This window comes from Bacillus sp. FJAT-26390 (genome assembly GCF_001682865.1).
Classification (GTDB): domain Bacteria; phylum Bacillota; class Bacilli; order Paenibacillales; family Paenibacillaceae; genus Pristimantibacillus.
Genome location: NZ_MAQX01000011.1, coordinates 731953 through 750725, shown reverse-complemented (window position 1 = coordinate 750725; position 18773 = coordinate 731953). Strand labels below are relative to the sequence as shown.

Sequence of the window (18773 nt, the reverse complement as noted above, 5' to 3'; positions counted from 1 at the left end):
AAAGACGACCGGGCAGCTCCTGCTTCATGTTTAACTTTTTATTTTAGTGAAAAATCTGCTGATGGCGTAATACGCAGCTCCGCGGACGGCGGATTGGTCCTGAAGCTCTGCGAAGAGGATATGCATTCGCTCGCGGTGATAAGGCAGCGTACGATGATCGACAGCCGCTTGTACGGCTGGGCCCAGCCATTCCGCGGCCCGGCTCATCCGATTGCCAATAATAACGACGTTCGGATTAAACACGTTGACGATATTGGCGATGCCTGCTCCCAAATAATCGCCAATCGAGCGTATTAGCTCGGTTACGCGCTCATCGCCGGCGGACGCTGCGAGGAGCAGCTCCTCCAGATTATCGAAGCCAAGCGATGCCGCGCGTTCAAGCAAAGCATTTTCCGACGCATACAGCTCCCAACAGCCGCGATTGCCGCAGCTGCAAGGCTTTCCGTCATATTCAATCGAGAGATGCCCAAGCTCGCCTGAAAATCCTGAAGCTCCTTTGTACAGCTCTTTGTTCAAAATAATACCCGTCCCGATCCCGATTCCGACACTGACGTAAATTTGGTTCGGAATGCCGCGTCCTGCGCCATACTTCTGTTCGCCCTGCGCGCCTGCGTTTGCTTCGTTGTCGATCGTAACCGGCAGCTTGAAACGCTCCTCAAGCTGCGACTGCAGCTCCACCTGGCGCCACTTTAAATTCGGAGCAAATAGAATCGTTCCGTTATCGTCGACGATGCCGGGAACGCCGACTCCAATACCGACAACGCCATAGGGACTGTCTGGCGCTTCTTTAATAAGAAGTTCGATACATGCTTCAAGCTGCCTAATGACATGCTCGGAGTCCTGCTGCTTCAGCTTGCTTTGATGTTCGGTTATCACATTGCCTTCCAAGTCTACCAGCATGCCGCGTATATAGTTAACCCCAAGGTCAATGCCGACAGCATACCCAGCGGTGCCATTAAAAAGCAGCATTACAGGCTTGCGTCCGCCGCTCGATTGTCCGGGTCCGTTTTCCAAGACGAGATGGTTATCGATCAAGTCTTGAACGAGACTGGACACCGTCGCTTTATTGAGGCCGGTCAGCTCGGATATTTGCGCTCTCGACAGCGGCGCATGCTTAAGTACGGATTCGAGTACGATAGCCGTATTTATTTTTTTGATGAGAGCTAAATCTCCTGTTGGTTTTAATTTCATACTGGAAGCCTCCGTCCAAGTCACAATATCTATCATTGTAGCACGAAATGTCGAATTTGAAGCTTGCTTGAAACGCATACTCCTTCATCCGAAACAAGCTGGAAATAAGATATGGTTAGTTTAACACAAAATCTTAGTTTGTTTAATAGACAAACTAAGTTAAGGCGTGTTATTCTAAATGTAAGCACTAACAAAAATATCGAATTCCGTGAAGGAGGATTTTGTTTTCTATGAGCTATTTCAAAAATATCAACACGATCCAGTTTGAAGGTAAGGGCTCGGACAATCCGCTGGCGTTCAAACATTATGATCCTAACCAAGTTATTCTAGGCAAAACGATGGAAGAGCACCTTCGCTTCGCGGTTGCTTATTGGCATACGTTCAACGCAAATGGCACAGACCCGTTCGGCGCACCTACTATGGTTCGCGGCTGGGATCAATATACGGGCCTTGACCGTGCGAAAGCGCGCGTGGAAGCCAACTTTGAATTCATGAATAAATTGAACATTCCTTTCTACGCATTCCATGATGTGGATATTGCGCCGGAAGGCGAAACGCTGCAAGAAACGAACAAAAACCTCGACGTGATCGTAGCGCTTTTGAAGGACAACATGAAGTCATCCGGCAAAAAGCTGCTTTGGAACACCGTCAACATGTTCTCAAACCCGCGTTACGTTCATGGTGCAGGAACAGCTGTTAACGCTGATGTCTATGCCTATGCAGGCGCTCAATTGAAAAAAGGTCTTGAGGTCGGTAAAGAGCTAGGCGCAGAAAACTACGTATTCTGGGGCGGCCGTGAAGGCTACGAAACGCTGCTTAATACGGATATGGGCTTTGAGCTTGACAACCTTGCCCGCTTATACCATATGGCAATCGCATACGCGAAGGAAATCGGCTTCGACGCTCAATTCCTGATTGAGCCAAAACCAAAAGAGCCTACGAAACACCAATATGACTTTGATGCGGCTACAACGATCTCATTCTTGCAAAAATACGGCTTAAAAGACCACTTCAAGCTGAACCTTGAAGCGAACCATGCAACGCTTGCAGGCCACACATTCGAGCATGAAATCCGCACAGCGGCTATCAACGGCATGTTAGGCTCGCTTGACGCGAACCAAGGCGATCTATTGCTCGGCTGGGATACGGATGAATTCCCGACTGATCTTTACTCGACAACTCTGACGATGTTTGAAGTATTGAAAGCTGGCGGCATCGGCCGCGGCGGCATTAACTTCGACGCGAAAGTTCGCCGCGGCTCATTCGAAGCGGAAGATCTATTCCTCGCACATATCGCAGGTATGGACAGCTTCGCATGGGGCCTTAAAGCAGCTGCGAAATTGACGGAAGAGAAAATTCTCGACAACATCGTCGATAACCGCTACCGCAGCTTCAAAGAAGGCATCGGCGCAGAAGTGGTTGCGGGCAAAGCGACGCTTGCATCGCTTGAGCAATATGCGCTTCAAAACAATCCGATCAAAAACGAGTCAGGCCGCCAAGAGCGGATTCGCCTTGTATTGAGCGAAGTTATTTTCAGCGTTTAAGACCGGGAGGATAACAGGCAAATGAGCTACGTTATTGGGATAGATTTAGGTACGAGCGCAGTCAAAGCGCTGCTCGTTGACCGTAATGGAACGGTAGCAGCGGAAGTTTCCAGGAGCTACCCGCTGTTCCATGAGCATTCGGGCTGGAGCGAGCAGCGGGCAGATGATTGGGTAGTCGGAACCGTTGACGCGCTGAAGGAGCTTACTTCTGCTGCGGGCATTGATGCAGGCGCTATTGAAGGCATCAGCTTTTCTGGCCAAATGCATGGGCTTGTTCTGCTGGACGAGGCAGGAAATCCCGTTCGCAACGCGATACTTTGGAATGACACGCGTACGACGGAGCAATGCCGTGAAATCGAGCGCACGCTCGGTGACAAGCTGCTTAGCATCACACGCAATCCGGCACTAGAGGGCTTCACGCTTCCAAAGATAGTATGGGTTCGTCAAAATGAGCCGGAAGCTTTCGCGAAGGCGAAGCTGTTCCTTCTACCGAAGGATTATCTTCGTTACCGGCTAACGGGCGAGCTTCATATGGATTACTCCGATGCTGCAGGCACGCTTCTTCTAGACGTGGCTGGCAAAGCGTGGAGCAGCGAGGTGCTTGACGCCTTTGGTCTGCCAGCGAGCTTCTGTCCGCCGCTAGTCGAGTCCCACGGATTAGTTGGAACTTTGCTGCCACAGTATGCGGAGCGCACGGGACTGACGGCTTCAACAAAAGTGTTTGCGGGCGGTGCTGACAACGCATGTGGCGCAATCGGCTCTGGCATCCTGTCCGAGGGCTTGACGCTTTGCAGCATCGGCACATCCGGCGTTATTTTATCGTACGAGAATGATAAGTCGAAGGATTTTGCGGGCAAAGTGCATTTCTTTAATCACGGCAAAGAGGATTCCTTCTATGCGATGGGTGTAACGCTGGCCGCTGGCTACAGCCTGAGCTGGTTTAAGAAAACGTTCGCGCCAAACGAATCCTTTGATCAATTGCTTGAGGGCGTCGGCGCTGTAAAACCGGGAGCGGGCGGTCTGCTGTTCACGCCTTACCTCGTTGGCGAACGCACCCCGCATGCAGATTCCGTTATTCGCGCGAGCTTCATTGGCGTTGACGGCTCGCATGAGCGTATCCACTTTGCCCGTGCCGTTATGGAAGGCATCACCTTCTCGCTTAACGAGTCGGTCGATTTGTTCAGACGTGCCGGCAAAACGGTGGATACGGTCATTTCCATCGGCGGAGGCGCGCAAAACCCGGCATGGCTTCAAATGCAAGCCGATATTTTTGACGCGAAGGTCGTCGCGCTCGAGAACGAGCAAGGGCCTGGCTTAGGCGCTGCGATGCTTGCTGCTTACGGCTGCGGCTGGTTTGACAGCTTGGAATCCTGCGCGGATAAATTTGTGAAGCATGCGGATTCCTATTCTCCGCAGCCTGAGGCGGTTGCCGCTTATGCGGGCATCTTCAAGGCGTATCAGCAGGTTTATGAGCAGACACGCGGTTTAAATGAGGCGCTGATGCCTTATCGCGGCTAGGCTAATGGAGTAGTTAAAAGGGACTGTTATTCTCTGCGGAGAATGACAGTCCCTTTTTTTTTTCGCAAAAGGCTCCAGAAAAGCACGTTTCATTTAATGTTTTAAACATTTATCCACAAAAGGAAGCTATTGTGCTTTTAACAGAGGATTGCATGTCTGTAGACCTTGTTTTGCAGAGATTATGAATCTTTAGTCCCAATCGAAATGTGAGCTATACTTACATAGAAAGCAATTTATAATTAATTGCCCCATATCCTTGAGGAGGACACAACCATGAAACGAAAGATGCGAATGACCGTAAGCAGAAAGCTGACTGTTTCCTTCTTAAGTATTTTGATTATATTGCTGGCGAATGGCTTATTCGTATTTAAGATGACGGAAAAAATGAACGTTCAAACGGAGGTCATCTCGAACACTTGGTTAAAAAATATAGAAACGATTCATCGCATCAACTATTTAACCGAGCATTTATTTACTTTGCAGATCAAGGTCGCAGCCGCAAACGAGCCGATAAAGAAGGAAATGCTGCTTGCTGATGGGGACTACACGATAAGCATGATTGACGAGCTGTTCAATGATTACGTGACAAATCGCTCCAAAAACGAGGACATGAACATTTCAAAGTCGCTTGGCGGAGAATGGAAATCTTATATTGCGATTTATCGCAAAGTGATGCTCGCTGCCGTTAAGCCAAACAACAACGCGGAAGTAGAAGAGGCGCTCACAGAGTCAGAATCGTCGTTCAAGACGATGCAGACCTTCACGGACACGCTAATTCGCCTCAATCGTGAAGGGTCGGACAAAGCGGTTAAGGAAAGCGGCGAATTACATAAACAAAGCAATCTGACTATTGTTACCGGTCTCCTCGTCGCGGCGCTGCTCGTTGGAGCTTTAATCTGGTATGTCAGCAGAGCGATCTCAGCTCCAATCAGCAAAACAGCGTACGTGCTTAGCGAAGTCGCATTAGGAAACTTGAATGTGAAGGTGCCAAACGTTAAAAACCGCGATGAAATTGGGGAGATGGTAAAAGCGTCCGCACATATGGTGGAGTCGCTCCGCGCGGCCATTATGAGCGTGCAGGGCGCCTCTATGAGCATATCGGCCTCATCTGAAGAAATGCTGGCTGTATCTGAGCAAAATCGCAGCTCGGCGAAGCAAGCGGTAACCGGCTTCCGGGAGGTAGCCTCAGGCTCTGAGGAACAGGTGCACAGCTTCCAAGAAATAAACCGCGCCTCGGAGGAAATGGCCACGGGGATTCAGCGAATAGCGGAGACAAGCTCCTACGTATCTGAGCTGTCTGCCGATGCAGCAGAGCGTTCCCGGGCAGGAGGAGAGTCAATTGCGTACGTCGTTCACAAAATGACTTCGATCGACGAGACGGTCAGGCAGGCAGCCGAGCAGGTGGAGCAGCTCGCAGCGCATACCCGCAATATTGGTGCCGTTTCCGATATGATTGGCAGTATTTCGAAGCAAACGAACCTGCTCGCATTGAATGCAGCTATTGAGGCGGCGAGGGCAGGCGAGCATGGGAAGGGCTTTGCAGTCGTTGCAGAGGAAGTGCGCAAGCTATCTACGCAGTCTGCGGATTCGGTCGTCAAAATTACAAATTTATTAAGTAAAATTCAGAGCGATACAGGGTTCACCGTCCAAGCGATGCGGATTAGCGAAGCCGAGACGAAGGAAGGGCTTGCGGGCATACAAGAGGCAGGACGATCCTTCGTGCAAATATCAGAGGCATCGAGCAACGTAATGGACAAAATTCAAGAGGTAGCTGCAGCGTCCGAGCAGCTCGCGGCAAGCGCTCAGGAGGTTTCCTCCTCGATAACGCAAATGATGGATATTGCATATCGAACTTCCGAGATTGCAGGCAGCGTATCCGCTTCCTCCGAAGAGCAGCATGCATCTGCGGAAGAAATTGCATCGTCTGCTAACGGCCTCAGTCAAATCGCGCTGGAGATGAATGATGTTGCGCAAAGGTTCAAGCTCTAAAGAAAGGGAGGAGCAGCAGCTACCGCTTAAAGCTGCTCCATATCGTTTCCGGCCTTACCCCCAGCTCTCCGGCGATCAATTCGGCCGTTAGACGCTGGGGCTTTTTAATTTTGCCGTTGCGGATTTTGGAAATGGTCGTAAGCGAGATTAGCGTAGATTGCGCAAGAGAGGTAACGGATATGTTTTTGCTGAGCATAAGCAGGCGGAGCTTGTAGGACGGGTCCTCCTCCTGATTGTTAATGTGCAGGCTAGTCAAAATAACAGCAAAGTTTTTAAAGCTGCGATTGCCATTGTAAAAAGGTTGAATAACCGCGTCGGCACTGTAATAGCGGTCATCAAACTTTAGCTGGAAATCAACGGATTCAGCAGTTCGATTGTTTTTGGCATATTCAAATATCCGTTTTAGCTTGCTGCGCTCGTGCTCTGCAACAAGATCGAATATCGATTTGTTGACATACAAGGAGGAGGGCTGCTGCACAGGGGCGTAATAATGTTTTAAGTTTATGATCGTATAGCGCTCATTGACGATTAAGGAAACCATAATTTTATTGTGCATAATGTAGCTGTCAATCCACTTGGCCTCACGCAAATCCTTGCATATGATGACATAAACCGTTCGCTCCCCTTGCTGAAGCTTGCGGCAGGACAAACGGATATCCGCTGGAGTCGATGTTTTGGTAACTAGCTTGCATTCGATTTGGGGCGAGAATGCATCCTCGTCAGAGAGCTGGCTAACGGCTTCCTTGAAGGAAAGGCCGATTTCCTGCGTCGAGATGATCGTGGAGGGATCGAGCAGCATAAGATCAGATTTCTTAAAGCCGGAAAAGGTTGCAAACGCTTGATTGACATCGCGAATGGACCAGCGGGATTCGTCGAACTCGACGATAAGCATAGGATCTGAAAGCAGATAAAATAAATGATTCATCGATGACACCTTCCCATCATTTAGCGTAGCCAAAAATATTATGTGATAATTATGTCATAAAACCTAACATAATTACATCTTTTTTTTATGTAAGCCTATTAACATGTGATTTTTCAATTCTTTTTACATGATTTTGCAGGAGGAGGACATGCTATACAAAACGAATAAAGGAGGAAAACAATTGTCGATTAATTCAGCCTTATTATTTGAATTTAATGATGATGACAGCGCGGCGCTCGCTTGCGAAACACTGCGGGAGCTCGGCTACGAGACCGTACTTCATGAAGGCAGCCGCATGCATGTGCATTTGGAGGGAAGCGATCTAACGTCAGCGCTTGAGATCGCGCAATCGCATGGCGGACAGCTTGTCGAGCAAGCGCAAATCGATGCGGATGCGGTAACAGGCAGCGCTTATTCGCTAGATGCCATCGCGATACCGGCACATTTGGTGAATGAGGATTGGGCTTCGGCTTCGGCATATGCGGACACCGAATTTTCCGAGGAGCTGCACAATCGTGACGATGATGCGGATTTTAACGAGGAGTTTCTGCCTGATCCCGGGACATATGGCCATTTCTCGGGGGATGTGCGGATTTAGTCTCCTATCTTTACATAAAGATTAGAAAAGGCTGGCCCAACGTCCCGCGACGATGGATCAGCCTTTTTCTATGTCTTATTGAAGCACCGCGTGCAAACCGGCCGTGTAGCCGGTTGAGAATGCGGCGGTTATGTTATAGCCTCCGGTATAGCCATGAATGTCCAAAATCTCTCCACAGAAGTACAGCCCATCCATCAGCTTCGACTGCATCGTTTTTGGATCCACTTCCTTCAAGTTAATGCCCCCGCCCGTTACGAACGCATCTTCTATGGAAAGCGATCCGTACACTCTAATCGGAAAATGTTTAATAAGCTGGGATAGAGCTATCCAATCCTGCTTTGGAATATTATCGTAAGTAAGGCTATCCGGCAAGCCTGCCTTTTGGAGCAGAATCGGAATCATTTTTTCGGGCAAATAACCTTTAAGCACATTTTTAATCGTTTTTTTGGATTCGAGCTCGGTGAGCCTCATCGTTTCTTTGTATACCTCGTCCTTGCTTTTATCCGGCATGAGGTCGATCGCAACTTCAATATTGCCCGTGCCGAATTGCTTCAAAGCTTTGACCACGAACTGGCTGCACCGCAGGACGATTGGGCCGGAGATGCCAAAATGCGTAAACAGCATGTCTCCTTGGTGCTGTATGATCTGCTTTCCCTTCGGGTTCATGACCGACAATGCCACGTCCCTTAAGGATAAGCCCTGCAGCTCCTTGCTCGTAATGAAAGGCTCATTCGACGTGAGCGGAACCTCGGTAGGGAACAGCTCGGTAATCGAGTGGCCGGCTTTCTCCGCCCAAGCGTAGCCGTCTCCGGTCGAGCCGGTCTGCGGCACCGATTTGCCGCCGGAGGCGACGATTACGCTTCTGCTGCGGAACGTCTCGCCGGATTTGGTGCGCACGCCTGTCACTTTTCCTTCGCCATACATGATATGATCGACGGGAGCGTTTAACATGATTTTGACGCCTTGATTCCGAACTTGATTAACAAGCGTATCCACGACGGTTTTGGCTTTGTCAGACACAGGGAACATGCGGCCATTGTCCTCTTCCTTGAGCGCAATCCCAAGATTTTCGAAAAAAGCGATAATGTCTTTATTGTTGAAATTGGCAAAGGTGCTGTGAAGAAACCGGCCATTGCCGGGAATATGCTTGATTAGCTCGTCCAAATCTTTATTATTCGTGACATTGCACCGGCCGCCGCCTGATATGCCGAGCTTGCGGCCTAATTTATCTCCTTTATCGAGCAGGAGCACTTTAGCGCCATCCTTGCTTGCGGCTATGCTCGCCATTAACCCGGCAGAGCCGCCGCCAATTACAATTGCATCATATTGCATCTCGTTCCACCTGCTATATTATTAGTAGATATATAATACCACAAATGAAAGGCGGCGTTATGATGCTGCGTGAGGAATGGCAATTAACAGGGGCAAAGGGCTCAACCTTATTTTTGCGGGAATGGAAGCCTGAAGCGCATGAATTAAAAGCTGTCGTATGTCTTGTACACGGAATGGGCGAGCATGGCGATCGATATAAGCATGTTGCAGCTCATTTTACGGAGGCTGGCATAGCCCTTATTGCGCTGGACCAGCATGGGCACGGCCGCTCATCAGGGAAGCGGGGCCATATGCATTCGATTGGCGCAGCTGCGAGCGATGCCGCTCTTATGATCGAAGACGCAGGCAAGCGCCATCCTGGCGTGCCAATTTTCTTATACGGCCATAGCATGGGGGGCAATGTCGCGTTAAACTGCGCGCTGCGCCTTCATCCGCCTATTCAAGGACTCATGCTGACAAGCCCATGGCTGCGACTCGCTTTCAGGCCGCATCCGGCGGTGGAGTGGTTCGGACGCCGGCTTGCCTCTATCGTTCCGACGATGCAGCAGTCAACGGGCTTAAATCCCGCCGATTTATTTCGCCCTGGCTATGATCAAGCGGCGCCAATAGTGGAAGACCCTTTATGCCATACAAAAATTACGCTGCATACCTTCACCGAGGTTGGCGCAGGCGGCGAGTGGGCACTCGCAAATGCCGCTAATCTGCAGGTTCCTTTGCTGCTCATGCATGGAACCTCCGATCGTGTCACTTCATTTGATGCCAGCTCCCTTCTTGCTGAAAATGTTGCAGCGTTATGTCATTTCAGACGGTGGGATGGCGGGCTGCATGAGCTCCACAACGATATAGAAGGAGAGAAGGCTATTTTAGAAATGATAAATTGGATGGAGGAACAATTGTAAATAGCTGCCTTTTATGTTTTAATCGGATTAATAGATTCATATACTTGGTAATGAAAGGCTAACTAAATAAGGGACATGCATTCGGAGCGCGAGTAGGGGGAACCGATCGGCTGTGTTAAAGGAATTGCTGTTACAATTCATTTTATCCTTATTGCCTGTTTTCGCCTTCCAGCTTTGGCATGACAAAGAGCAAGGCTGGAAGGGAATGCCGTTTTTTATGGGCATTTTTTGTGGAACTTCAATGATACTATGCATGCTGACAGCTCCAAATGTGTTCGATTATGAAGTTGATTTTCGTCTTATTCCATATTTGCTAGGCTCGCTCTATGGAGGTTTTCCAACACTGACCGTACTAACCTTCATTTACATAGTCCTTAGAGTACCGATGCTGGACAGCATATGGGAATCCGTCAGCTTTATTTTGTTTGTCGTTGGCTTTGTTACGCTAATGCTGTTTTCCATCCGTCCTTTCAAGCGAGCATCGGCACTCAGCAAGGAATATAAAGGCACACTTCTAATGATCATATTAATGCTTTATTTCAGTATTTCAGTTACCGCTTTTATTTCATTCAGCGAGGCAACTTGGTCGTTTGGCATAGTTATAGGGCTCATTCTTTCCATATCTGCATCACTGACGGCAACGTGGCTGTCCATCTTTATGATCGAGAGCGTGCAGGAAAAGAAGCTGCTCAATGATGAAGTGAAACGGATATCGGCTAATTATCGAAATGAAGTAGAGAAGCTGCAGCAATTTATAGACGAGACATCCTTTGGGGTGATCGTCGTTGATCGTGAAGGGCAAATAACACATTCTAACGAAATGGCAACGAGATTGTTAAGCTTGGGATCAGAGTATATAAGAGCAAAGCAGCTGCTGGGTACAGCCTTTCCGCTCGTATTTCAGAGCGGATACGGAGATGCTTGTGTCAAGCTGCTCTATCAAGCGCTTAATGGCAAGAAGTCCTCGCTTGTTCCGTTCGCCGATGGGGACAAAATGCTGCTGTTAACGACGATATCGCTGCGAACCTCCTTAACGGATCAAAATGCGGGCGCGGCGCTTATCGCACAGGATATTACGGAGCTGAGTCAGCTTAAGGACGAGGTTGGCCGAATGGAACGGCTAAGCCTAGTCGGTCAAATGGCAGCGAGCATCACGCATGAGATTCGTAATCCAATGGCGGTTATTCGCGGTTTTGTGCAGCTTATACAGGAACGCAGCCCAAATAACCAACAAGAATATTTCCGAATCGTAATCGAAGAGCTTGACCGGGCGAACATGATTATTAGCGACTTTTTGTCGCTCGCACAAAATAGGGCGCTCACGATGGAGCCGTCATCTCTGCATGATATTATTAACGAGCTTATTCCGTTATTGAACGCGGACGCGAACCTGCGCGGGCAGACGATTGAAGTGGAGCTTTGTGAAGGCCTGCCGCTTATCATGATGAACAACCGAGAGATTAAGCAGCTGTTTCTCAACATTGCCCGCAACGGTATGGAAGCCATGAGTGAAAAAGGCTTATTATTTATTAGCACGAGCTATTACGATAACAAAGTAGAGTTGCGAATAGCCGATCAAGGCGTAGGCATCTCTCAAGAACAAATGAAGCATTTGTTCGAGCCGTTTTTTTCAACGAAGACGCAGGGTACGGGTTTGGGACTGCCGCTTTGCCTTAGCATCGCGGAGCGCCATAACGGACGGATAGACGTGGAGTCCAAGGAAGGTCATGGGACAACGTTTATCGTCACCTTCTTCCTGCCCGAGGAGAAAGCTAGTTTAGCGTAAAGTGGGCTGTAAATGAGTGTTCATTCATTTATGGTTCTTTTTGCATTTATGTAGCGATGGAAAAAAAGGAGCGTTGCAGGTGGAAATACGAGAGCTTTTAAAGGAAGAGCAGCCTCCGATGGAACTGCTGCTGCTGGCAGACCCCTCTGAGGCGCTTGTTTCGCAATATTTAAAGCGCGGTAAGTGTTATGTCGCAGTTCTAGATAACGAAATAATCGGGGAGTATGTGCTGCTGCCGACTAGGCCGGATACGGTCGAAATCGTAAATGTGGCTGTCGCAGAAAACCACCAAGGCAAGGGGATAGGAAAGCAACTGGTGAAGCATGCGATTCAGCAAGCAGTGAAGCAGGGCCACAAAACGATTGAAATAGGAACGGGCAACTCAGGGGTTGCCCAGCTTGCTCTCTATCAGAAATGCGGCTTTCGCATGACGAGCATTGACCGGGATTTTTTTGTAAGACATTATTCGGAGCCGATTTATGAAAACGGGATACAGGTTGTCGATATGGTGCGGCTCTCACAGGATTTATAAGGAAGGACGGATTGGCGCATACTACCTTTGAACGATAACCCGCACTATAGGTTATAAGTATAAAGGGAGGAGGCGTTAGCATTGTCACAGCAAAATGAACAAAAAAACCGTTCGGCCGAGCAGGCGCAGCAAGCTGCGAAAAACGCGGCAGAGCAAGGCAAGTCGCCAGAGTCCGCTGGTTTTGACAAAAAGCTGGATGGACCTAATCGTCCGTCCATTTAGCCCGGAGGTGATCATGTGCCTGCGGATAATCATGAGAGCAAGAAGCATGTCGATGATCCGTCTCTAGATCCGTATGAGATCGAGTTTTTGCCTCAATTTCAGGATGGACGCGGAAGCCGCGAGCCTTTTGTGAATCAATATGGAATCGTCATCGGCGATCATCAATATGAGTCGCCGGATTCGCCGCTCTCACAGTGGAGCGAGGATACCGATCCGGCTATCATGGCGGGCGACGAATGGGTGCATCCGTTTAAGGACATAGGCTTCTTGACGGCGGAGAACCGGGATATTTTCGAGAAGGGGCTGCCGCCGAAGGAAGGATTGTTTGCCCATCCTGACAAAAATGCAGCGTATGGCCTCGATGATCCGAGCCGTTCTCCCGATTCCACATGAAAAAAAGAACAGCCGGAGTGATCGCGCTCCGGTTGCTTTATTTTGACTACGGAAGGTATAATAGTAGCTAAAATAAAGTAATTAAAGGAGTGTGTTTCGATGTCGATGTCATTCGAACGATACATGTTAGATATGGTGCAACCTATGCGGGACGATCTTACTCGCATCGGTATTCAGGAGCTTCGCACACCTGAGGAAGTAGAAGCAAATCTGCCAAACGCAAAAGGTACGGCACTTGTCGTAATCAATTCCGTATGCGGCTGCGCAGCAGGCCAATGCCGTCCAGGCGTAGCTGACGCGCTTCAGCATGATATTACCCCTGACCACTTGTTTACTGTGTTTGCAGGTCAAGATAAAGAAGCAACTGCAAAAGCTCGCGAATATTTTGCTCCATATCCGCCATCTTCCCCTTCCATCGCATTGATGAAAGATGGAGAGCTAGTACACTTTATCGAGCGCCACCAGATCGAAAACCGTTCCGCATCGGATATTGCAGCCGATCTGTCAGACGCTTTCGATCGGTTCTGCCGCTAATTGGGAAGGTAACTATGAGCTTACAACAAGAAATCATTGAAAGACTTGGCGTAAAGCCAGAGATTGATCCGGACGTTGAAATTCGCAAACGGGTCGATTTCTTAAAACAATACGTGAAACAATCCGGTACGACGGGGCTGCTCATCGCCATTAGCGGCGGAATTGACAGCGCCGTTGCTGCTGGCCTTTGCAAGCGTGCAACGGATGAGCTTAGCGCAGAATCCGGACGCGAGTATATGACGCTTGGCGTCTTCCAGCCTTACGGCGAGCAATCGGATATTTCCGACAGCTACGCGGTTGCAGAAGCTTTCCAGCTGAAGCACCGCGCAGAGACGAATATTGCGGAAGCAGTGGACGAGATCGCGATCGAGGTGGAGCATAGCTTCAAGTCGCTTGGCATCCCGCGCCATCTGAGCCGCGGCGGCAAGGGCAATGTGAAGGCAAGAACGCGCATGGTCATGCAGTATGCCCTCGCATTTGATCTTAACCTGCTAGTCGTTGGCACGGATCATGCGTCCGAGGCAATTACCGGCTTCTATACGAAGTGGGGCGACGGAGCAGTTGATGTTACACCGCTAAGCACGCTCAACAAGCGTCAAGTACGCCAGCTAGCTTCCCATATCGGCGTGCCGCAAAGCGTGCTCGACAAAGCGCCAACCGCAGGCTTATGGGATGGGCAGACCGATGAGGATGAGCTAGGCATCACTTATGGTGACAATAGCGATTACCTCGAAGGCAAGGACATTAATGCCGAAGCTCGCGAGAAGCTTGAAAAACAATACTTGAAAACCGAGCACAAACGCTCCCCGATTCCGGGCATTTAAGCTGCTTTCGCTGCTCGAAACGTGATAAGGACTGTCCCATTAAGCCGAGTGATCGGCATGGGGCAGTCTTTTTTTTATGCGCAGCAGTTAAGTGGTTTATTTAGTAAGGCAGTTGCAGAGGGCAGGAAAATAGTTTGGCGGAGAGAATATGTAACTGTTGGAAGGGGCTGTTACGGATGAGAAACAGAAAGCTAATTGTTGTGGAAGGCTTGCCCGGCTCAGGAAAAACAAGCACGGCACGATATGTAAAAGAAATATTGGATAAACAAAATATAGCTAACCGCTTATTTTTGGAAGGCGATTTGGAGCATCCGGCTGACTATGACTGCGCGGCTTTTTTGACGGACGAACAATATAAGGAGCTGCTGCACAAGCATGCGGAACGCGAGCAGCTCATCGAACGGCATTCGGAAGCGCAAGCGGACGGATTTATCGTTTATTACGGCAAGCTGATGAAGGAATCGGATTTGTTCCACGGGGAAAATTTTGGCGCTTATGATGTGTACAGCTTGCCGCTCGCGCAGCATCAGCAATTAATAAAGAGCAAATGGAGCTCATTTGTGAAGCGGGCAGCAGACGGGGACGAAGTGTACATATTGGAATGCTGTTTTTTGCAAAATCCATTAACGGTCATGCTGGCGCGTGAAAATCAGCCTCAGTCTGCGATCGCTTCCTACATCCACGAACTTCATAGCCTTATAAAGCCGCTTAATCCATTGTTAATTTATTTGCACCAGCGTAATTTTAAGGATGATTTTTCTAAGGTCATCGCTGAACGGACTGCTGAATGGTTGGATTTTATTACTTGGTATTATACGGAGCAAGGTTATGGGAGAAGCAAGGGTTTAAAGGGCGTTGATGGACTGCTTGAAGCGCTTGAGCTGCGAAAAACATATGAACTGGCGATATTGAACGATTTGCCGATCGATCATCTGTTGTTCGAGAAGAGCAGTACCGATTGGACGACGATAAGCAGCCGTATTAGCTTGTTTTTGCAATCCGTATAAAGTAGGTGTGTATGTATTGAAAGCCGGATTACGGTACTTGATTGCAGTATTTGTCGCGATGATACTTGGCTTTAGCTCTAGGCGTTATGCGGATATGCTGCCTGTTTTTGTTGCAGAGCATGCGGGGGACGCGCTTTGGGCAAGCATGATATATTTTGGCATTCGTCTCTTATGGGTGCGGAAGAGCTTGCTATGGGCTGCGCTGGTTGGCATTTTATTTTGCTTTGGCATCGAGTTTAGCCAGCTTTATCAAGCTGAATGGATTCAAGCGATCCGCAGCACTTTTCTGGGAGCGTTAGTGCTTGGGAGCGGGTTTTTGACCATTGACTTAGTCAGGTACAGCGTAGGAGTTGCCGTGTCGCTGCTGCTTGATCGGTATTTCGGCAGGCAGGGCATCAGGTCATAGGATTAAATGGAAGCACAGCGGGGGAAGCAAGATGTCTTGCTTCCCCCGCTGTTTATTCCGTTTACCTTCTATACCAAGCTAGAAAAGCATCGGCAACCGCAGTTCAAGCAGCTCCGTTCGGATGAGGATCGTTAAAAGGGCTCATAAATTCAGGACGGAGCAGCTCTCCATTAGGCTCGGCTTGTCCAAGCACCGATGCGATGTCGAATACGCCGGAAACGTGGGCAGCGGCTTCGGTTCGAATCCAATCGTTGACCGTGCGCCATACCTTCTCTTGCTCGCCCGAGAAGTTGAAAGCAGGCAGCGTGCACAGCCAGATTGCAAGGTTAGGCTTGCTTTCTTGAAGCTGCTCGATAATGGCGCTTAAATCAGCGATCAATTGCTCGGCGCTTCGGCTCGCGGTGCCGATGTCGTTAACTCCGAGGCAAACGACAACCTCGTCGCCTTGCTTCGCTTTGGCAAGCCACCTGCTGTCGTTCACCAAATCGTAAGCGCGTGCCCAGCCGCTGCCGATGTTCCACACGCCGATGTCGGGCCCGAGGCCCGCCGCAATCTTTGCAGCCCAGAAGGCGTAGCCATCCAGCTCGGTGCGAACGCCTTGCGTAATCGAATCGCCGAGAAAGACGATCGTTTTTTGGACGTTCTTTTCGTAAGCGAGCAGAGAAGGAAGCACCTGGCGGTTGCCGGCAGGAGCATAACCTTCGGAAGAAGCTTGGCCGGCAAGGTCACCATCCGCTTCATACGCGCTCGCGAGCAATGTCTCGGTATTAAACGGTATGCCTTCCGCTGAACCATCTAAAGTAAGGGCCCAGCTAAATGCCAGAAAATGATTTTCGGGCAATGCGATCGCGACGGGGTCGCTCCAAAATTGCTCGCCCTGCTGCACGTTCTTAGAGGGTGCACCGCCAAATGTAACGCCACGCACAGATCCATTGACGATTGCTCCATCCGGCTGTGCGCCGCCGTCTGCGACAAAGCAGGATTCGATCCGCCAGCATCCGCCAAGATCATTGGCTTTGGATTCAGAGCCGTCTGCCCATGTAGAATCGACTGAATTGCTATGCCAGAGCTTGAATGACAACAGGCCATACTCTCGCGGCTGTATGTACGTGCGGAAGGTAACCGTCGTTTTCTTCTCCGCTTTCCATTTAAAGTTTGCTGCGCTAGATAAAGAGGTGATCGATGTGTACCCGGTTTGCAACGTTTCCAGCTCCTTAGACGATTATGATGAGCTCCCTGCGGCGAAGGAGTTTAATTGCTTCAAAGCTATCATTATTTTGGGTAGAAAACAATGAAAAGGTTTCCATCACTATTGAAATTATATATGCTAGTAAGAAAGACAGGCGAACAAGGAGATTAGTAAAATGACCTTTACAGCTAGACAAGTCGAGATTGCGAAAAAAATAGCGATTGCAGCCTGGAACCAGCCTCTGCTAAGCAGCGGACTATGGTTTCATAACGATATACGCGACAACTTCTACTATGCCTCCTATCTATTCGCTGCGGCAGTCGGCATGCCGGAGCAGATGCCCTTTGAAGCGGAGCCCGCTAAGCAGACGGCTGAGAGGGTATTGCTAGAGGTGCTGCAACTTCAAGACCAAAACACTGAAAGCGCTACCTATGGACATTGGCCGTTAAATCTAGGGCAAGAGCCGAGGCATGCGAAACCTAACGTATTGCCTGTGGAGCTGATGGGGAGCTTGATGGCTTTTTTTACGGATCGTTACCGCGCACATTTTTCCGAAAATGTTGCACATGCGTTTGAAACGGCGCTCGTCCATATTTACCGAAGCGGCTTCTACAGGCACAAAAATGTATATGGCCATCACGATGCCAAGTATACAGCGGCAAAGCTGATCTTCGGACAACTTTACGGGGACGCTGAGCTATTGGAAGATGGCCGCACCAATCTCCAGCTCACTTTGGCGCATGTTCGCAAGCATGGGATGTCGGAATACGGCAGCTTGCCATGGTTTTGGCATTGGGTGCAGGCCTTTACATGCGCATGGCTGCTCATTCACGATTCGGCGATCAAAAAAGAGCTCGGCGGCATGCTTGATTATCTCTGGTCAGAGAGAGCGGCGTTTTACTTGAAAGGGACTTGGGCCGGCGCGCACTGCCGCGGACAGAAGCATGATATTCCGCTCGACGGCAACGTCCTGCATGACTATGTGCAATTCGGTGATTTTGTTCTGCCTGCGGAGCTGCCTCGGACGGAGTACGCCGGTCTGCTGTATTATAAGGCTCCCGAGACGGCACGCCAAACCGCGCTGCATAGAGACGAACCTGTAGAAGTGAAGAAGCAGCTCGCAAAGCTGTCGGATGATGGAGCGAAGAGCCTGCATAGCTATGCGTATATTACCTCTGATTTTGCGGCGGGCGGAATGTGGGAGCGGTATGAGGAGTTTGACAATGAGCAGCATCGCTGGGATATCACATTTCCGATTGGCGAAGTAAGCGGCGTAAACCAAGCATACTTTTTCCATCCGGCCGAGCAGAATGCCAAAGACGATCCGAGGCACCAGAGCAGACATACCGAAGTTCTGTTTCATAAAAATACGATCGCTGCCCTTTATCCTCTCCCAGCAGACGCGGTGAACAAAATCGTCGGGGTATTGCCGAATACGGATTGGCTGCAAGAGCCCGGCTTTATGCTCGGACAGACGAATAACGTATACGTGGCGGTCTATTTGATGCAGCCTTACGAGGTTGATAAGCTGGCTGATCGTTATGTCGTTACAAGCGATGGCGGCCGTAACGGGGTCATCATTGAAGCCATTCGCAAGCAAGAGGCGCGGCAACGGGGGATTAGCAGCTTTGAGGCGTTTGCAGCGGAAGCAAGGCTTCATGCTCCTGCTTGGTCGTCTGACGAGAAGCTAAGCGTCCGATATGCGACCTTGGAACAGAATGAGCTTAAGCTAAGCATTGGCGGTCAAGGCAGCATTGTCAAAAGCGTAAATGGGCTTCCGATTGATTTTTCCGAGTATGCGCTCTAATTGGCTGACATAATTCACATATCGTTCACAGCACTATAGCTCTTATGAGTCATGTGCAGCGTGCCCCCTACTGATAC

18 protein-coding genes are annotated in these 18773 nt (G+C 49.6%); 14 read left to right on the top strand and 4 right to left on the bottom strand.

What is annotated here, in order from left to right; all coding sequences use genetic code 11:
• Positions 1-30 precede the first annotated feature (30 nt).
• Positions 31-1191 (bottom strand): ROK family protein, encoded by a 1161-nt coding sequence (locus A7975_RS15055; RefSeq protein ID WP_065385613.1) that lies wholly within the window; start codon positions 1189-1191, stop codon positions 31-33.
• Between the two features lie 230 nt (positions 1192-1421).
• On the opposite strand from A7975_RS15055, the gene xylA reads away from it, so the two are divergent.
• From xylA to A7975_RS15040, 3 genes are all read left to right on the top strand, one after another.
• Complete coding sequence (gene xylA / locus A7975_RS15050) at positions 1422-2735, top strand: xylose isomerase (RefSeq protein WP_053372272.1); 1314 nt, start codon at positions 1422-1424, stop codon at positions 2733-2735.
• Between the two features lie 21 nt (positions 2736-2756).
• Positions 2757-4253: a xylulokinase gene (xylB, locus tag A7975_RS15045; protein ID WP_065385612.1), complete on the top strand. Its 1497-nt coding sequence runs from the start codon at positions 2757-2759 to the stop codon at positions 4251-4253.
• A gap of 273 nt (positions 4254-4526) precedes the next feature.
• Positions 4527-6242, top strand: a complete 1716-nt coding sequence (locus A7975_RS15040; protein ID WP_065385611.1) for a methyl-accepting chemotaxis protein — start codon at positions 4527-4529, stop codon at positions 6240-6242.
• 19 nt (positions 6243-6261) lie between these two features.
• Here A7975_RS15040 and A7975_RS15035 read toward each other — a convergent pair whose 3' ends face one another.
• The gene (locus tag A7975_RS15035; RefSeq protein ID WP_065385610.1) at positions 6262-7167 is read right to left on the bottom strand and encodes a helix-turn-helix domain-containing protein; all 906 of its coding nucleotides are present in this window, start codon (positions 7165-7167) and stop codon (positions 6262-6264) included.
• A 181-nt stretch (positions 7168-7348) separates the two neighbouring features.
• Here A7975_RS15035 and A7975_RS15030 point away from each other — a divergent pair, with 181 nt between their 5' ends.
• Positions 7349-7765 (top strand): hypothetical protein, encoded by a 417-nt coding sequence (locus A7975_RS15030; protein WP_255314291.1) that lies wholly within the window; start codon positions 7349-7351, stop codon positions 7763-7765.
• 75 nt (positions 7766-7840) lie between these two features.
• Here A7975_RS15030 and A7975_RS15025 read toward each other — a convergent pair whose 3' ends face one another.
• Positions 7841-9097, bottom strand: a complete 1257-nt coding sequence (locus A7975_RS15025) for a BaiN/RdsA family NAD(P)/FAD-dependent oxidoreductase (protein WP_065385608.1) — start codon at positions 9095-9097, stop codon at positions 7841-7843.
• 59 nt (positions 9098-9156) lie between these two features.
• Between A7975_RS15025 and A7975_RS15020 the strand changes: the two genes are divergently transcribed.
• The 9 genes from A7975_RS15020 (at position 9157) to A7975_RS14985 (ending at position 15700) form a co-directional block, all read left to right on the top strand.
• Complete coding sequence (locus tag A7975_RS15020; protein ID WP_065385607.1) at positions 9157-9996, top strand: alpha/beta hydrolase; 840 nt, start codon at positions 9157-9159, stop codon at positions 9994-9996.
• A gap of 112 nt (positions 9997-10108) precedes the next feature.
• Positions 10109-11782 carry an ATP-binding protein gene (locus A7975_RS15015; protein WP_065385606.1) on the top strand — a complete coding sequence of 558 codons (1674 nt, stop codon included), beginning with the start codon at positions 10109-10111 and terminating at the stop codon, positions 11780-11782.
• Between the two features lie 79 nt (positions 11783-11861).
• On the top strand, positions 11862-12314 hold the full coding sequence (locus A7975_RS15010; protein ID WP_065385915.1) for a GNAT family N-acetyltransferase: 453 nt from the start codon (positions 11862-11864) through the stop codon (positions 12312-12314).
• 81 nt (positions 12315-12395) lie between these two features.
• Positions 12396-12536, top strand: coding sequence for a hypothetical protein (locus tag A7975_RS34165; protein WP_176707731.1), 141 nt, complete (start codon positions 12396-12398; stop codon positions 12534-12536).
• A 15-nt stretch (positions 12537-12551) separates the two neighbouring features.
• Complete coding sequence (locus A7975_RS15005) at positions 12552-12929, top strand: DUF3905 domain-containing protein (RefSeq protein ID WP_065385605.1); 378 nt, start codon at positions 12552-12554, stop codon at positions 12927-12929.
• 99 nt (positions 12930-13028) lie between these two features.
• Positions 13029-13463 (top strand): BrxA/BrxB family bacilliredoxin, encoded by a 435-nt coding sequence (locus A7975_RS15000; RefSeq protein WP_053372263.1) that lies wholly within the window; start codon positions 13029-13031, stop codon positions 13461-13463.
• A 14-nt stretch (positions 13464-13477) separates the two neighbouring features.
• Positions 13478-14287: an ammonia-dependent NAD(+) synthetase gene (gene nadE / locus A7975_RS14995; protein WP_065385604.1), complete on the top strand. Its 810-nt coding sequence runs from the start codon at positions 13478-13480 to the stop codon at positions 14285-14287.
• 176 nt (positions 14288-14463) lie between these two features.
• Entirely contained in the window at positions 14464-15294 is an 831-nt protein-coding gene (locus A7975_RS14990) for a P-loop NTPase family protein (protein WP_065385603.1), read from the top strand.
• 7 nt (positions 15295-15301) lie between these two features.
• Complete coding sequence (locus tag A7975_RS14985) at positions 15302-15700, top strand: ribosomal maturation YjgA family protein (protein ID WP_053372260.1); 399 nt, start codon at positions 15302-15304, stop codon at positions 15698-15700.
• A 103-nt stretch (positions 15701-15803) separates the two neighbouring features.
• On the opposite strand, the gene A7975_RS14980 is transcribed toward A7975_RS14985, so the two are convergent.
• Complete coding sequence (locus tag A7975_RS14980) at positions 15804-16901, bottom strand: SGNH/GDSL hydrolase family protein (RefSeq protein ID WP_065385602.1); 1098 nt, start codon at positions 16899-16901, stop codon at positions 15804-15806.
• 163 nt (positions 16902-17064) lie between these two features.
• On the opposite strand from A7975_RS14980, the gene A7975_RS14975 reads away from it, so the two are divergent.
• The gene (locus tag A7975_RS14975; protein WP_065385601.1) at positions 17065-18696 is read left to right on the top strand and encodes a hypothetical protein; all 1632 of its coding nucleotides are present in this window, start codon (positions 17065-17067) and stop codon (positions 18694-18696) included.
• The last annotated feature ends 77 nt before the right edge of the window (positions 18697-18773 follow it).

Coding starts and splice junctions, on each gene's coding strand:
- xylB (WP_065385612.1), top strand. CDS start 2,757: ATGAGCTACGTTATTGGGATAGATTTAGGTACGAGCGCAGTCAAAGCG.
- A7975_RS14990 (WP_065385603.1), top strand. CDS start 14,464: ATGAGAAACAGAAAGCTAATTGTTGTGGAAGGCTTGCCCGGCTCAGGA.
- A7975_RS15035 (WP_065385610.1), bottom strand. CDS start 7,167: ATGAATCATTTATTTTATCTGCTTTCAGATCCTATGCTTATCGTCGAG.
- nadE (WP_065385604.1), top strand. CDS start 13,478: ATGAGCTTACAACAAGAAATCATTGAAAGACTTGGCGTAAAGCCAGAG.
- A7975_RS14975 (WP_065385601.1), top strand. CDS start 17,065: ATGACCTTTACAGCTAGACAAGTCGAGATTGCGAAAAAAATAGCGATT.
- A7975_RS15055 (WP_065385613.1), bottom strand. CDS start 1,191: ATGAAATTAAAACCAACAGGAGATTTAGCTCTCATCAAAAAAATAAAT.
- A7975_RS15000 (WP_053372263.1), top strand. CDS start 13,029: ATGTCGATGTCATTCGAACGATACATGTTAGATATGGTGCAACCTATG.
- A7975_RS15040 (WP_065385611.1), top strand. CDS start 4,527: ATGAAACGAAAGATGCGAATGACCGTAAGCAGAAAGCTGACTGTTTCC.
- A7975_RS15020 (WP_065385607.1), top strand. CDS start 9,157: ATGATGCTGCGTGAGGAATGGCAATTAACAGGGGCAAAGGGCTCAACC.
- xylA (WP_053372272.1), top strand. CDS start 1,422: ATGAGCTATTTCAAAAATATCAACACGATCCAGTTTGAAGGTAAGGGC.
- A7975_RS15025 (WP_065385608.1), bottom strand. CDS start 9,097: ATGCAATATGATGCAATTGTAATTGGCGGCGGCTCTGCCGGGTTAATG.